Consider the following 14,612-nt stretch of genomic DNA (forward strand, 5'->3'; position numbering starts at 1 on the left):
GACAACCAACCGACAGGTAATTGTGATGAAACAGAGATTGAAAGCGGTGGCGCTGGCCATCGGGTGCGCGCTCACCGTCGCCCCGGCCTGTGCCGAACCGGTACAACTGACGCCACTGGATAAAACCTTCACCCTGCAGGTGCTCGGCAGTGGCGGCCCCATCTCCGACGACCTTCGCGCCTCCTCCAGCGAGGTGATCTGGTGGAAGGGGAAATCCCGCATCCTGATCGATGCCGGTGGCGGCGTCTACCTGCGCTTCGGCCAGGCGGGGGCCAAGCTCGAAGAGGTCGATTTTATCGGCATCACCCACTTTCACACCGACCATGTGACCGACCTGCCCGCCCTGCTCAAGGGAGCCTACTTCTTCGAGCGCAGCGATCCGCTGGATCTGGCGGGGCCAGAGGCCGGCTCGGCCTTCCCCAGCATGAGCGGCTACTTCGATGCCCTCTTCAACAAGGACAAGGGCGCTTATGCCTACCTGAGCGGCTTCAAGGATGGCACCGATGGCCTCTTCCCCATCACCTTGCACGATGTGCCCTACCAGAGCCCGCAGCCTCACACCGTCTATCAGCAGGATGGGCTGACCATCACGGCGCTCGGCATCCCTCACGGTGACGTGCCCTGTCTGGCCTATCGCATCGAGAGCGCCGAGGGGACCATCGTTATCTCGGCAGATCAGAACGGCAGCAACCCGGCCTTTGTGCCGTTTGCCAAGGGGGCCGACATTCTGGTGATGCCGCTCGCCATCCACGAAGGGGCCGACCCGGTCTCCGCCTCGCTTCATGCCAAGCCATCTGTGGTGGCCAAAATTGCCGCCGAGGTAAACCCCAAGCTGCTGGTGCTCAACCACTGGATGGGGGTTGGCCTCAATCACAAGAAAGAGGCGATGGCCATCGTCAAACAGCAATTCCACGGCCAGATCGTGGCCGCCCGCGATCTCTCCAGCTATCCCGTTTCATCCGTCAAGGAGTCCGCCCATGAGTAACTCAAGCAGCAACAAAACCACCGGCAAACTGACCCTCTCCATCGCCATGACCAGCCTGATTGCCCTGACTCCGGGGCTGGCGCTGGCGGCCACCCCGAGCGATGCGCCGGTCAAGGCCGCCCCCAGCGAACAGCACGGCGGCAAGTGTGCGGCGGGCAAGTGCGGCACCGAGAAGCGCTTCGAGAAGCAGGCCCTCGACAGTGATCCGCAGGGGCGGCTGGTGCGCGCCCGCGATGGCAAGTGTGGCGTGGCGGGCGAGGGGATTGATGGCAATACATCCAGCAAGGGCAGCAAGATGACGGAGGGGGTATGCGGCCAATAAGCTCCCGCAGTCGGGGGATCGGGCTGCGTCAGGAGCATCTGGATGCGCTCTGCTCCGGCCCCGTCCGCCCCGGCATCGACTTTCTCGAGCTGGCACCGGAGAACTGGATGGCTATAGGCGGAGCCAAGCGGGCGCAGCTGCATCAGCTGGCCGAGCGTTACCCGCTGGTGGCCCACGGCCTCAGCCTCTCCCTCGGCGATTGTCAGCCCCTCAACCGCACCCTGCTCAGCCAGATCCGCACCTTTCTGGATGAGTTCGGTATCGGGATCTACAGCGAGCACCTGAGCTTTTCCCGCGACCAACAGGGTTATCTCTACGAACTGCTACCGGTGCCGCGCCAGTGGGAGAACATCCCCTATCTGGCAGAGCGGATCGCGCCGGTGCAGGAGGCGCTGGCCCGCCCGCTGGTGCTGGAAAATATCTCCTACTACCACGGCTATGACTACGAGATGCCGGAGGAGGATTTTCTCGCCGAGCTGGTGGCGCGCAGCGGTTGCGAGCTGCTGCTCGATATCAACAACGTCTTTGTGAACAGCCGCAACCACGGTTACTGCCCCAAGCGGATGATTGCCGGGCTGCCGGGCACTGCGATCCGTTACTTCCATATCGCCGGTCATCTGGAAGAGGCGGACGGCACCTTGCTGGATACCCATGGTCGTCCGGTCTGTGAGGAGGTGGTGGCGCTGGCCCGTTATACGGTACAGACCCACGGCCTGCGCCCCCTGCTGCTGGAGCGGGATCACCATCTGCCACCGCTGGCAGAGCTGGAGGCCGAGCTGGCGCGGGTGCACGGCGCCTGTTGCGAGGCGATCGACAGTCAGGTGCGGGAGGTACGCTATGGATAGACGGTTATCACTGATCACTGCGCCCAAAACGGCGCCACAGCGGATGCAGCAGCAGACCGCCTGGCTGGCGAGCCGGGTGCGGCTACCGCAGGATGGCATCGCCAGCCACTATGCCCGCAGCGTGCGCGCCAATGTGGAGTCGGTGCTGGAGAGCGCTTTTCCGCTCACCCACGCTCACTGGGCGCAGGTGGACAGGTGGCAGCTGGTGGAGGGCTTTGTTATCGCGCACGGCGCCGAAGCTCCCGAGTTTCACCATATCGCCACCGAGTTTGTCCGCTATGTGCAGCATCGCCACAGCGAGGGCTCTCTCAACTGGCCCAGACAGCGGCTGGCGCTGCTGGAGTACGAGTGGGCCTGCCTCTGTGTCGAGATTGACCAAGGGGTGGTGCCGTCAGTGTTGCCGGGGGAGGAGGTAACGGCGGAGAGTCCGCTTGGGCTCAATCCCACCCTGCAACTGCTAGAGCTCCCCTTTGCCATTCGTCGCAGCGGCGTGCTGCCGACCCGGCAGGGCAATCACTTCTATGGTCTGTTTCGCAGTCCGGATCATCAGGTGGTGACCCAGCGGTTGCGCGAATGGGATGTCGCGCTGATCCAGCTGCTGCAACAGCAGCCGGGGATCACCCAAGCGGCGTTCCAGCAACAGGTGCAACAGGTTCGCAGTGACTTTGATCTGATCGAGTGGGCGCGCCATTTTCACCGGCTGGGTCTGTTGATCCTGCCCGTCGGCGAGCGCCAGACCGGCGCCCCCTTGCCCCTCATTTAACAAACACCAAGGAGAATTCCCATGAACAACACTCTGATCCAGTGGTACGAGCGGGCGGTGGCCCAGTGCAAGCAGCTCGATTTTCTGGCCCTGCTGGCCATTCGCCTCTATCTCATTCCGGTCATCTATGTGGGGGCCCACTCCAAGGTGATGGGCTTTGCCGGCACGGTCGCCTGGTTTGGCGCGCCGATCTCGGAAGGGGGGCTCAACCTGCCGTTCCCGACCCTGCTCGCCTTTCTGGCGGCGGGCACCGAGGTGCTGGGCTGCATCTGCATCGCCCTTGGCCTCTTTACCCGCATCATGGCCATTCCCACCATCTTCCTGATGAGCGTGGCGAGCGCCATGGTGCACTGGAAGCACGGCTGGGATGCCATCGCCACCGGCAGCATGGAGGCCACTGTGCGCCTCAACGGCTTTATCGAGTGGCTGGCCGCCAACTTCCCCGGTCGCTACAACTACATCACCGAGCTCGGGGATCCCGTGATGCTCAACAACGGGATGGAGTTTGCTGCTACCTACTTCGTGATGCTGCTGGTGCTGCTGGTTTACGGTGGTGGCCGCTACGTCAGTCTCGACTACTGGCTCAAGCGGGCGGTGAACAAGGGGGCAGTGGTTTCTCGCACGGCATAACAACCAACAAAAATAACAGAGCGTGAAAAGAGACGAGCGGCATAAGCCGCTCGTTTTTATTTGATGACGGGAGAAGGCAGAGCTGCCTGCTGGCGCAGCTTATGCCTGACAGGCGGCGAGCCGGACGGCTTCGCGGCGCTCGCTGACATGGGTCAGCCCGTAGGCCAGCAGCACGATAAGGGCACCGATCCAGGGGGTGTGCATCAGGCCGAGGTGCTCCACCACAAAACCACCGACCACAGATCCCAGCGCAATGCCGACGTTGAAGGCGGCGATATTGAGGCCCGATGCCACATCCACTGCGTTGGGGGTGTGCAGCTCGGCCTGTTTGACCACCAGCACCTGCAGACCCGGCACGTTGCCGAAGGCAAAGGCGCCCCACACCAGTACGGTCAGTACCGCCAGCACCGGATGGGGTGCGGTGAAGGTGAGGGTCAGCAGCACCAGCGCGAGACCGGCAAACAGCAGCTTCAGCGCGGGCAGGGGGCCCATTTTGTCGGCCAGCTTGCCGCCCCAGATATTGCCGATGGCGACCGATACCCCGTACACCAACAGGATCAGGCTCACTGCACCGGCGCTAAAGCCGCTCACCTGCTGCAGGATGGGGGCGAGGAAGGTAAACGCCGTGAAGGCGCCGCCGTAACCGAGGGCGGTTTTGGCATAGACCAGCAGCAGCGGTTTCTTGGTGAGCACCGAAAGCTGTTCGCGGATGGTCGAGGCCGCCCCCTTGGGCAGGTTGTTCGGGATCAGCAGCAGGCTACCTACCATGGCGACCAGGCCGAGCAGGCTGACCACCAGAAAGGTTTCACGCCAGCCAAAGACCTGACCAATCCAGGTGCCAAGCGGTACGCCGGTCACCAGCGCCACGGTAAGGCCACTGAACATGATGGCGATGGCGCTCGCCGCCTTCTCTTTGGCTACCAAGCCGGTGGCGATGGTGCTGCCCACCGAGAAGAAGACCCCGTGCGCCAATCCGGTGAGGATGCGGGCCACAATCAGGCTCTCGTAACCGGGGGCCTGCCAGGCCAGCAGGTTGCCAGCGGTAAAGAGCGCCATCAATCCCACCAGCAGCCACTTGCGCGGCACCTTGCCGGTGAGCGCCGTGAGCACGGGGGCGCCGATGGCTACGCCAAGGGCATAGAGGCTGACCAACAGGCCCGCCGAGGGGAGCGAGACATTGAGCTGCTGGGCTATGGTGGGGATGAGCCCCACGATCACAAATTCGGTGGTGCCGATCGCAAAGGCACTCAGGGTGAGGGCAAATAACGCCAGTGGCATAACAACTCCTTGGTTAGGGACTCCCGACGGGAGAATGGCGCCAGTATGCCGATGCGATTTGTTGGCAAAAATGACGGTGACATCAAATTACTTTTGCCAAATCAGCAGCAATAACGCTGAGTGGGAGGGGATTGCGTTGCCCGCCGCGCGAGCGTAACGAAGTGATCTGCCTCGCAGAACGGGATAAGCGCTGCTCCTTTTCTGAGCTTGCTTAAGCTCCTGTACAAGCTGGCCGCCATAGGGTTGTCCCTGTTAAACCCGTGTGTGTTGAATCCATGTGCGCCGGTGGTGTGATGGCCGCGCGCTTTCATCTACAGGCAATATCCAGCTGACAGGTAACATGATGACATTGAACCGACTCTCCTCTCTTTTGCTGCTGTGCGGTGCCTTTGCGGTACAGGCTGGCCAGAGCGATCCCCTCTCTGCCTGGAATGACACGGCAGCCAAGCAGGCGATTACCCGCTGGGTGACCAATGCCACCGATCAGCAGCTGCCCACCTTTATTCCGCCAGAGAAGCGCCATGTGGTGTTTGACAATGACGGCACCCTCTGGCCGGAAGCGCCCATGACCTATCAGCTGCAGTTTGCGATGGACGAGATCAAGCGCCTGGCCCCTGAACACCCGGAGTGGAAGACCGACCCCATCGTCGCGGCAGTGCTGAACAATGACCTCAAGGCCGTGGCCAAATCGGGGGAGAAGGGGCTCGCCAAGCTGGTGGGGCTGACCCACAGCGGCATGACCACCACCGAGTTTGCCGAGCGGGTCAGCCGCTGGGTCAACAGCAGCAAGGATCCCCGTTTTGACTGCCACTACGATCAGCTCGGTTATCTGCCGATGAAGCAGCTGCTGGGGTATCTGCGGGATAATGGCTTCCAGACCTGGATTGTCTCCGGCGGTGGCGTCGACTTTATGCGGGTGATGTCCGAGCAGATGTATGGCATCCCGCCCCAGCAGGTGATTGGCTCCTTTACCCTCGGCGAGTTTGCCCTGACCGGGGAGGGCAGCGAGATCCGCAAGACCATGAACGGCGCCTTCTTTGATGATGGCAAGGCGAAACCGGCGGCTATTCACCTCTTTATGGGACAGCGCCCTGTGGCGGCTTTTGGCAACAGTGATGGCGACGTGCCCATGCTGCAATACACCTCGACCAACCCGGATTACCACACCTTTGGCCTGCTGGTACACCACACCGATGCCAAGCGCGAATACGCCTACGACAGCCATCCGCCAGCCAGCGGCAAGCTGATCGACGGGCTGGCGCAGGCAAAAGCGCGGGGCTGGGTGGTGGTCGATATGAAATCAGACTGGAATCAGGTGTTCGATCCCGCCCTCTGTCAGAACGCACCCTGATTGCGGGGCTGCAGCTGGCGTCAGCAGGTTGGCTGGAGGTTCAGCAAGCGCGGCAACGCGTGAGGCAAGAAAAGAGACAGGGAGAGCATGATGCTCTCCCTGTTTTATCTGGCTGGTCGGCAGAACCTGCCCTTTTTTCGCGTTAGTCTCACGCCTTTCGCGTCAGTCCCACGCGGGGGCAAAGTCGGGATTGGCGCAGCGCTCGCCCCGATCCAGCGTGGCGATAGCGGCCATCTCCTCGCTGCTCAAGGTGATATCGAGAGCGGCCAGATTGGCGGCCTGATTTTCCCGCTTGGTGGAGCTCGGGATCACCGCCATCTTCTGGGCCAGTAGCCAGGCCAGCGACACCTGCGCCGCCGACACTCCGTGGCGTTTGCCAATCTCCATCAGCAGCGGCTCGCTCAGCACCTTGCCATAGGCCAGCGGCATATAGGCGGTGACGGCGATACCGTGAGCTTTGCAGAACTCCACCACCTTGCGGTTTTGCAGCAGAGGATGAACCTCGATCTGCTGGTGGGCGATGGCCCCCGGCCCCAGAATATCGATGGCTTCTTTAAGCTGGGCCACGGTGAAGTTGGAGACCCCGATCTCGCGGGTCAGGCCCTGTGTTTTGGCCTCGGCCAGCTGCTCCAGATAGACCGCCATCGGCACCTCATCCTTGGGGGAGGGCCAGTGGATGAGCGCCAGATCCAGATAGTCGGTGCCCAGTTTTTCGAGGCTCACCTCAAGGCTCGGGATCACCTTGCCTGGGCCAAATTCGCTGGTCCACACCTTGGTGGTCAGATAGATATCCTGGCGGGAAACGGCGCTGCGGGTCAGCACGGCGCCGACCTCGGCTTCGTTGTCATAGATCTGGGCGGTATCGATATGGCGATAGCCCAGCTCCAGACCGTTGGTCAGGGTGGCAAGCAGCGGCTCGCCCTTCAGGCGGAAGGTGCCCAGACCCATGGGTGGCATATTGATCATCTCGTTCCTCAATGGGGTGGTGGTTGGCCCTTTGCGGGCTGAACGGAAAGCGGCACAAGGGCCAGTCAGGCGACCAGCGGCTGATAGCGGCGAATGGTGCTGCTGGCAAACCAGGGCTCGGCCTTGGCGACAAATTCGGTAAAGTGGGGCTGGCCCTGATGGGCGGTGAGGGCGGCTTCGCTCTCCCACACTTCGTAGAGCATCCAGCTGTGGGGATGGTCCAAGTCCTGATGCAGTTGATAGCGCTGGCAGCCCGCTTCTTGCTGGGTGGCCGCGATCAGCGGCTCAAGGGCGGCGCGGAACTGGGCGGCGAATTCGGGTTTGGCTTCAAGCTGGGCAATCACAATCACGGGTGATGACATCTGAACCTCCTTGGCAAAAACGAAGGATCAGTATGCCTGCCGTGACTGGCTGGAAACAGGGCTATTGGTGCAACAGTGAATTGATAAGGATTCAACAATGAGAGTTATTTTTAAAATCCGTGTTTTTCGTCAACGATATTGACTGTGTAAGACATTATTTTTGACGCTGTATCAAAAATATCTTTGGCTGTGATTTCATTTTCCTCAGCAATCAAAAATATTTCTGAAGCATCATCTTCTCGTCCTGAGCCTGGATCAGGATAGCGGCCAGCCCAATACACAAAATGTGTTATCCCTCGTAAGATAGCCTTATCTTTATTTGTTAAATCTGGCACAAGCTCGGCTAAGACATGCAAGCGATGATGTCTATTTTTCTTTTCAATCTCTTTATAACCATCAGTCCCATGTTTGATAACCATCATAGCTTTAAGAGCTACTTCCAGACTGTAACCAACTAGCATCAGACCTATGGCACAAAATTGGCTATCACATATACCCCTAAAATGAATAGGCATGTTTTCAAACCTAGGCTCCGACTTAATTATGGTAACTGCAGCTTGAGTCAATGCTTCTGCTTGTGATATCCATAAAATTGGATTTTTCAATATTTCGTATGTGGGGGGAGTATATGGGTCAAAGTCTGAATTTGTGACTATTGACTCAATCATACGCCATTGAAGAAATCCCTGAGCGCTATAGCTTAACGGGTCACTGTTGAACTTACCTCTGTCTGCTTCTAATCCAAACATAATTAAATCCCTTTAGTTTTTAAATATATTCCATCAGTTTTTGTCAGCCCAGACTGCAAACTCATTGCCGCTGGGCTCAACGAAGTGGAAACGGCGTCCACCGGGGAAGTCGAATAGTGGGCGACTGATGGTGCCACCGTGTTGGCTCACCTTGGCTTGAGTCGCTTCAATATCGGCGCTGTAGAACACCAGCAGGGCGCCGCCCTGAGTGGTCAGGTTGCACTGATCTGCCCGATAGAATCCGCCATCCAGCCCCTCATCGGCAAAGGCGCAGTAGTCGGGACCGTAATCGACAAACTGCCAGCCAAATACGGCCTGAAAGAAGGCTTTAGTCGCTGCTAGATCCCGTGCAGCAAACTCCACATAGTTCAGTTTTTCATGGACGTTCATGTCGTTTTTCTCCCTCATCATCAGCATCGCTGGGCTCAGCAAGTTGTTCCCACGGGGTCAGTTTAAGTTGCTTGTGCCGTAACCTGAGGACACTGGCCATAATGAGGCCGATTAATCCCGCAAAAATGGCGGTTTGACGTAGAGCAAATAGCAGATCCATTCCCATGGGTTGCCAGCTGAAAAACCACAACAGTATGCTCCAGATCAGTCCAAGGCCGATGCCAAATACCAGAAAGTTGGTAAGCCAGCTCTCGTAATGTGGCGGTTTGACAGACCAACCCAGTTGGCGCAACAACCAGAACAAGGGGGGATTGTAGTTGGACTGCCATACCCCTTTGTGAGCCAGCTCCTGATGGGCGGCGGCCAGCCGCGCTTCAAATGTCATGGTTTTGATCCTTGTGAAATAAGTGGTGCCATACGGTGCTTTTTAGGCTGCATTGTACTGATAAATCGTGGGTATGATGTGGGCTCGCGGTCACGTTCTTTCTCTGTAGAAAAAAAGAACTGGCCTCACCGTATACTTGCCAATCCACAGCGGCTGCGCCTATAAAGGCCCATTACTCTTGTCCGGATAACAGCAATGAAGACCCATTCTGATGAACTGACCCTGTTTGTGGCCGTGGTGGAGGCGGGCAGCTTTCGCCAGGCGGCGGAGAACCTCGGCATGGACAACTCGGTGGTGAGCCGTGGCATCAAGCGGCTGGAGGAGAAGCTCTCCACCGTGCTGCTCAACCGCACCACGAGGCGGGTTAGCCTGACCGAGGAGGGGAGCTGGTTCTATCAGCGGGCGGTGAAGATCCTGACCGAGATGAGCGAGGCGGAGGGGCATTTGCTGATGCGCCGGGAGCAGCCGGAGGGGATCTTGCGGGTCGATGCGGCCACCCCCTTTATCCTGCACCGGCTGGTGCCGATCATCGGGGAGTTTCGCCGCCGCTACCCCGCCATCGAGCTGCAGCTGCACAGCTCGGAGGGCTTTATCAATCTGATGGAGCGGCGGGTGGACATGGCCATCCGCATCGGCGAGCTGACCGACTCCTCCCTGCGGGCGCTGCCGCTGGGCCGTTCGCGGCTGCGCCTGCTCGCTTCCCCCGGCTATTTGAGCGAGCGTGGCACCCCGCGCCAACCGGCGGATCTGCTGAGCGGTCACGAGCTGCTCGGCTTTTTGCATCCCGATCACCTCAACCACTGGCCGCTGCTCAGTGCCGAGCAGGGGGATCGCTTTGCCATCACCCCCAGCCTGCGTGCCAGCAGCGGCGAAACCTTGCGCCAGCTGGCGTTGCGGGGGCAGGGGATCGTCTGTCTGTCGGATTTTATGACCGGGCAGGATCGGGAGAGCGGGGCGCTGGTGGAGGTGCTGGCCCGCAATAACAGCGGTGCCTCGCGCCCCATCAATGCGGTCTTCTACTCCGATGCCCAGCGTGATATCCGGCTGCGGGTCTGGCTCGATTTTCTTAAAGAACAGCTGGGCAGCCACTCACTCTGATGCGGTGGGCCCGGATGCGCGGTGGGTAGCCGCGCAAGGGCGTTGGTGCAGCATGTGTGAATTATTCAGACGGCGCCCTGCAGGCAGTAAAAAAGAGGCCGACATTGCTGTCGGCCTCTCTGCTTTTCATCTCAACGGGATATCGGTTGCCCGATCACTCCTCTTCAGCCCAACGGCGTGAACGCTCGACCGCTTTCTGCCAGCCGCTGTAGCGTTTGGCGCGATCTTCTCTGTCCATCTGCGGGATGAACTCGCGGTCCACGCTGAACTTGTCTTCCAGCTCGTCGGAGCTCTTCCAGAAGCCGACTGCCAGACCTGCCAGGAAGGCGGCGCCCATGGCGGTGGTCTCGATGCGGGTCGGACGTACCACCGGGGTGTGCATCATGTCAGCCTGGAACTGCATCAGGAAGTCGTTGGCCACGGCGCCGCCGTCCACTTTCAGCGCTGCCAGCTTGATGCCGGAGTCCTGCTGCATCGCATCCAGCACATCGCGGCTCTGATAGGCGATGGATTCCAGCGCGGCACGGATGATGTGGTTGCGGTTGGCGCCACGGGTCAGACCGACCATGGTGCCGCGAGCATACGGATCCCAGTAGGGCGCGCCCAGACCGACGAAGGCCGGTACCAGATAGACGCCGTTGGTGTCACCCACCTTGGAGGCGAAGTAGTCGGTATCGCGGGCATCGTGAATGATCTTCAGCTCGTCACGCAGCCACTGGATGGTGGCGCCACCCATAAACACCGCACCTTCCAGCGCGTAGTTCACTTCCCCTTTCGGGCCGATGGCAACGGTGGTCAGCAGGCCGTTATTGGAGCGAACCGGTTCGGTGCCGGTGTTCATCAGCATGAAGCAGCCGGTGCCGTAGGTGTTCTTGGCCATCCCTTTTTCAAAGCAGAGCTGACCGAACAGGGCAGACTGCTGGTCACCGGCAATACCGGCGATGGGGATGCGGGAGCCGCCGCCACGGGTGGTGTAGCCGTACACTTCGGAAGAGGGTTTCACTTCCGGCAGCATGGACATCGGGATGCCCAGCTCGTCCAGCATCTTCTCGTCCCACTTCAGGTCGCGGATGTTGTAGAGCATGGTACGGGAGGCGTTGGTCGGGTCAGTGACGTGTACTTCGCCATTGGTCATCTTCCAGACCAGCCAGGTGTCGATGGTGCCGAACAGCAGCTCGCCGTTCATTGCCTTCTCGCGGGCACCTTCCACGTTGTCGAGGATCCACTTCACCTTGGTACCGGAGAAGTAGGCATCCAGCACCAGGCCGGTGTTGTCACGGACGTACTCTTCCAGACCGCGCGCTTTCAGCTCTTCGCAGATGGCTGCGGTACGGCGGCACTGCCAGACGATGGCGTTGTAGATGGGCTTGCCGGTGGCTTTTTCCCAGACGACGGTGGTTTCACGCTGGTTGGTGATACCGATGGCGGCGATCTCTTCGCTGCGCAGGCCGCTCTTGGCCAGCACTTCGGTAAAGACGGAGGATTGGGTCGCCCAGATCTCCATCGGGTCGTGCTCTACCCAGCCCGCTTTCGGGTAGTGCTGGGTAAATTCGCGCTGTGAGGTCGCGACTATGTTGGCGTCCTGATCAAACACGATGGCGCGGGAAGAGGTGGTACCCTGGTCCAGAGCGACGACATATTTCTTTTCTGCAGACATGATGTTCTCCACGTTTATTTTCTACGTTGGGTGCCGTCTTACGCGGCAGCCTCTTCTTTGGTGGTTTGGGTAGCTTGCTCGGCGGCGGCAACACGGTTGCCCGGGACGCAGGGAGCCAGCACTTTGACATACAGAGCGGTACCAAGCTGGGCGCCAACGATGGGGCCAAGGATCGGAACCCAGAAGTAGGGGTTGTCACGACCACCGGTCAGGGCAACATCACCCCAGCCAGCAAAGAACGCGAACAGTTTCGGACCAAAGTCACGGGCCGGGTTCATGGCAAAACCGGTTAACGGGCCAAGGGAGGCGCCGATCACGGCGATCAGGATACCGATCAGCAGGGCGGCCGCGAACCCTTTGGGGGCGCCGTTGTTGTTGTCACCCAGTGCCATGATGCCCAGCATCAGCACGGCGGTGATCACCAGCTCGACGGCGAAGGCTTGCATGTTGGTCAGCAGGGCGTTCGGGTAGGTGGAGAAGATCCCGGCGGTGCCGAGGCTCTCGACGCTGCCGCGCACCACGTTATGGGTCACTTCCCACTGGGTGAAAAGGTTACCATAAAGGAAGTAGACAAGGGCCGCGAAGCAGAAGGCACCAGCCATCTGGGCGATGATGTAGGGCACTACCTTGCGCTTGTCGAACCCGCAGAAGGTCATCAGCGCCAGGGTAACGGCCGGGTTCAGGTGGGCACCTGAAATGCCACCGGTCACATAGATGGCGATCGCGACGCCCAGACCCCAGGTAATGGAGATTTCCCATTGCCCGAAGTTGGCGCCTGCCAGCACCAGAGCGGCGACACAACCGACGCCGAAAAATATCAGCAAGCCGGTTCCGATAAACTCGGCGATGCATTCGCCAAGCAGGGTATTGGGTCTTTGTATGCTCATATCTTTATTCCTTATATCCACCCGTAGAGGCCATAGAGGTTTAATGTTCCGTTTTTCATTTTTGTGTCTATCCGTTGCGGCCGAAAACGTTTCCTTGTTGTTTTTGCGTCTTGCGCAAACGTTATGCTCGTTTGCGCTCGTTATCGGACGAGAGAGAAAATAAACCTTCCCGCGAAATTCACCATCCCCCTGCCATGGGAAATGTGGACAAGATCCCACTCATTGCTAAGAAAATGTGACGTATAGCAACTTGATGGCGGCAAAATACCACTAAGGGGGTACTCTCTATCCCTTGTCCGGCAAGGGTTTGAGGCAGATGAGTAACTGCTCATTTGGAACTTTTATTTGTAATAAAAATGAAATATTTGAGCATGCATCACAGATTAAATGAGCGCATATGAGCACAATGGGCTCGCTTACGAATCAGTGGACTCACATGGTTCGTCGGAATGGTCAGGGCATCCTCAACCGCCCATAACAACAATAAGGAAGCAGAACATGCTTAGTCTCTTCAGGCCTGCGGCGCACATCGACAGGCTCCCGGCTGACAAGGTCGACCCCTTCTACAAACGCATGCGTTGGCAGGTGTTCTTCGGGATCTTCTTCGGTTATGCCGGTTACTACCTGGTACGGAAAAACTTCAGTCTGGCGATGCCCTATCTGGTCGAGCAGGGCTTCTCTCGTGGCGATCTGGGTCTGGCCCTCTCCGGGGTGTCCATCGCTTACGGCTTGTCCAAGTTCCTGATGGGGAACGTCTCTGACCGTTCCAACGCCCGTTACTTCCTCTCCGCCGGTCTGCTGCTCTCGGCCGGTATCATGTTCATGATGGGTACCATGCACTGGGCTACCTCCAGCATCGCCATCATGTTCGTGCTGTTGTTCCTGAACGGCTGGGCACAGGGCATGGGCTGGCCGCCCTGCGGTCGCACCATGGTGCACTGGTGGTCACAGAAAGAGCGCGGCGAAGTGGTTGCGGTCTGGAACGTGGCGCACAACGTGGGCGGCGGCATGATTGGCCCGCTGTTTATCCTCGGGATGGGCTGGTTCAACGACTGGCGCAGTGCCTTCTATGTGCCGGCTGCTGCTGCGGCTGCTATCGCGGTGATCGCCTTCTTCGTGATGCGTGATACCCCGCAATCGGTCGGTCTGCCTCCCATCGAGGAGTACAAGGACGACTATCCGAAGGATTACAACGCGAGCCATGAGCAGGAGTTTTCCGCCAAGGAGATCTTCGTCAAGTACGTGCTGCACAACAAACTGCTGTGGTACATCGCGATTGCCAACGCCTTCGTTTACCTCATTCGTTACGGTGTGCTGGACTGGGCGCCAACCTACCTGAAAGAGGCCAAGCACTTTACCGTCGACAACTCCTCCTGGGCTTACTTCCTCTACGAGTGGGCCGGTATTCCGGGCACCCTGCTGTGTGGCTGGATCTCTGACAAGATGTTCCAGGGCCGCCGCGCGCCAGCCGGTATCCTGTTCATGGTGCTGGTAACCGTGGCTGTGCTGGTCTACTGGTTCAACCCGGCCGGCAACCCGACCGTCGACATGATGGCGCTGGTGGCTATCGGCTTCCTGATCTACGGCCCTGTCATGCTGATCGGCCTCTATGCCCTTGAGCTGGCACCGAAGAAAGCTGCCGGTACTGCGGCAGGTTTCACCGGTCTGTTCGGTTATCTGGGCGGCGCTGTGGCAGCCAACGCCATGCTGGGTTATACCGTTGACCACTTCGGTTGGGATGGCGGCTTCCTGGTGCTGACCGTATCGTGCGTGCTCTCCATCATCCTGCTGGCGATGACCCTCAAACACGAGAACATTGCCGTTGCGGCCAAGAAAGCGGCTGCCAATAAGGCATAAAACGTGATCGTCAGCTTATTGATCCCAAAGGGGATCAGGTAAACTGCCAAAAGGCCCCGCATCTGCCGGGGCCTTTTTTCGTTTCAT

Annotated in this window: 16 protein-coding genes; 8 read left to right on the plus strand and 8 right to left on the minus strand. The window is 59.2% G+C overall.

From position 1 onward, the window contains the following. Positions 1 to 25 precede the first annotated feature (25 nt). Genes BSP75_RS10390 through BSP75_RS10410 form a run of 5 tightly spaced genes read left to right on the plus strand, consistent with a single transcriptional unit; the run spans position 26 to position 3,545 of the window. On the plus strand, positions 26 to 985 hold the full coding sequence (locus BSP75_RS10390) for an MBL fold metallo-hydrolase (RefSeq protein ID WP_042081514.1): 960 nt from the start codon (positions 26 to 28) through the stop codon (positions 983 to 985). After that, on the plus strand, positions 978 to 1,307 hold the full coding sequence (locus BSP75_RS10395; protein WP_005337569.1) for a hypothetical protein: 330 nt from the start codon (positions 978 to 980) through the stop codon (positions 1,305 to 1,307). The genes BSP75_RS10390 and BSP75_RS10395 overlap by 8 nt, the downstream gene beginning before the upstream one ends. Beyond that, complete coding sequence (locus tag BSP75_RS10400) at positions 1,295 to 2,152, plus strand: DUF692 domain-containing protein (protein WP_075113115.1); 858 nt, start codon at positions 1,295 to 1,297, stop codon at positions 2,150 to 2,152. Before BSP75_RS10395 ends, BSP75_RS10400 begins: the two co-directional genes overlap by 13 nt. Continuing rightward, on the plus strand, positions 2,145 to 2,915 hold the full coding sequence (locus BSP75_RS10405) for a putative DNA-binding domain-containing protein (protein ID WP_075113116.1): 771 nt from the start codon (positions 2,145 to 2,147) through the stop codon (positions 2,913 to 2,915). The genes BSP75_RS10400 and BSP75_RS10405 overlap by 8 nt, the downstream gene beginning before the upstream one ends. 21 nt (positions 2,916 to 2,936) lie before the next feature. Further along, positions 2,937 to 3,545, plus strand: coding sequence for a DoxX family protein (locus BSP75_RS10410; RefSeq protein ID WP_075113117.1), 609 nt, complete (start codon positions 2,937 to 2,939; stop codon positions 3,543 to 3,545). Positions 3,546 to 3,644: 99 nt separating this feature from the next. On the opposite strand, the gene BSP75_RS10415 is transcribed toward BSP75_RS10410, so the two are convergent. After that, a complete protein-coding gene (locus tag BSP75_RS10415; RefSeq protein WP_075113118.1) occupies positions 3,645 to 4,823 on the minus strand; it encodes an MFS transporter in 1,179 nt (392 codons plus the stop codon). 340 nt (positions 4,824 to 5,163) lie between these two features. On the opposite strand from BSP75_RS10415, the gene BSP75_RS10420 reads away from it, so the two are divergent. After that, complete coding sequence (locus BSP75_RS10420) at positions 5,164 to 6,174, plus strand: HAD family hydrolase (RefSeq protein ID WP_253186625.1); 1,011 nt, start codon at positions 5,164 to 5,166, stop codon at positions 6,172 to 6,174. A gap of 162 nt (positions 6,175 to 6,336) precedes the next feature. On the opposite strand, the gene dkgB is transcribed toward BSP75_RS10420, so the two are convergent. The 5 genes from dkgB to BSP75_RS10445 form a co-directional block, all read right to left on the minus strand. Further along, positions 6,337 to 7,140, minus strand: coding sequence for a 2,5-didehydrogluconate reductase DkgB (dkgB, locus tag BSP75_RS10425; protein ID WP_075113120.1), 804 nt, complete (start codon positions 7,138 to 7,140; stop codon positions 6,337 to 6,339). 65 nt (positions 7,141 to 7,205) lie between these two features. Beyond that, the gene (locus BSP75_RS10430) at positions 7,206 to 7,502 is read right to left on the minus strand and encodes a putative quinol monooxygenase (RefSeq protein WP_075113121.1); all 297 of its coding nucleotides are present in this window, start codon (positions 7,500 to 7,502) and stop codon (positions 7,206 to 7,208) included. Positions 7,503 to 7,612: 110 nt separating this feature from the next. Further along, on the minus strand, positions 7,613 to 8,251 hold the full coding sequence (locus tag BSP75_RS10435; protein ID WP_075113122.1) for a hypothetical protein: 639 nt from the start codon (positions 8,249 to 8,251) through the stop codon (positions 7,613 to 7,615). A gap of 33 nt (positions 8,252 to 8,284) precedes the next feature. Continuing rightward, a complete protein-coding gene (locus BSP75_RS10440; protein ID WP_075113123.1) occupies positions 8,285 to 8,641 on the minus strand; it encodes a VOC family protein in 357 nt (118 codons plus the stop codon). Then, a complete protein-coding gene (locus BSP75_RS10445) occupies positions 8,628 to 9,026 on the minus strand; it encodes a DUF6404 family protein (RefSeq protein ID WP_075113124.1) in 399 nt (132 codons plus the stop codon). The genes BSP75_RS10440 and BSP75_RS10445 overlap by 14 nt, the downstream gene beginning before the upstream one ends. Positions 9,027 to 9,221: 195 nt before the next feature. Between BSP75_RS10445 and BSP75_RS10450 the strand changes: the two genes are divergently transcribed. After that, entirely contained in the window at positions 9,222 to 10,124 is a 903-nt protein-coding gene (locus BSP75_RS10450) for a LysR substrate-binding domain-containing protein (RefSeq protein ID WP_075113125.1), read from the plus strand. Positions 10,125 to 10,278: 154 nt separating this feature from the next. Here BSP75_RS10450 and glpK read toward each other — a convergent pair whose 3' ends face one another. Both glpK and BSP75_RS10460 read right to left on the minus strand, forming a co-directional pair. Next, entirely contained in the window at positions 10,279 to 11,781 is a 1,503-nt protein-coding gene (glpK, locus tag BSP75_RS10455) for a glycerol kinase GlpK (protein WP_042057675.1), read from the minus strand. Positions 11,782 to 11,819: 38 nt separating this feature from the next. After that, positions 11,820 to 12,668, minus strand: coding sequence for an MIP/aquaporin family protein (locus BSP75_RS10460; RefSeq protein WP_042057673.1), 849 nt, complete (start codon positions 12,666 to 12,668; stop codon positions 11,820 to 11,822). Positions 12,669 to 13,166: 498 nt separating this feature from the next. Here BSP75_RS10460 and glpT point away from each other — a divergent pair, with 498 nt between their 5' ends. Next, complete coding sequence (gene glpT, locus BSP75_RS10465) at positions 13,167 to 14,525, plus strand: glycerol-3-phosphate transporter (protein WP_075113126.1); 1,359 nt, start codon at positions 13,167 to 13,169, stop codon at positions 14,523 to 14,525. Positions 14,526 to 14,612 lie beyond the last annotated feature (87 nt).

The sequence above is a fragment of the Aeromonas sp. YN13HZO-058 genome (assembly GCF_001921245.1).
In the GTDB taxonomy this organism is placed as follows: domain Bacteria; phylum Pseudomonadota; class Gammaproteobacteria; order Enterobacterales; family Aeromonadaceae; genus Aeromonas; species Aeromonas allosaccharophila.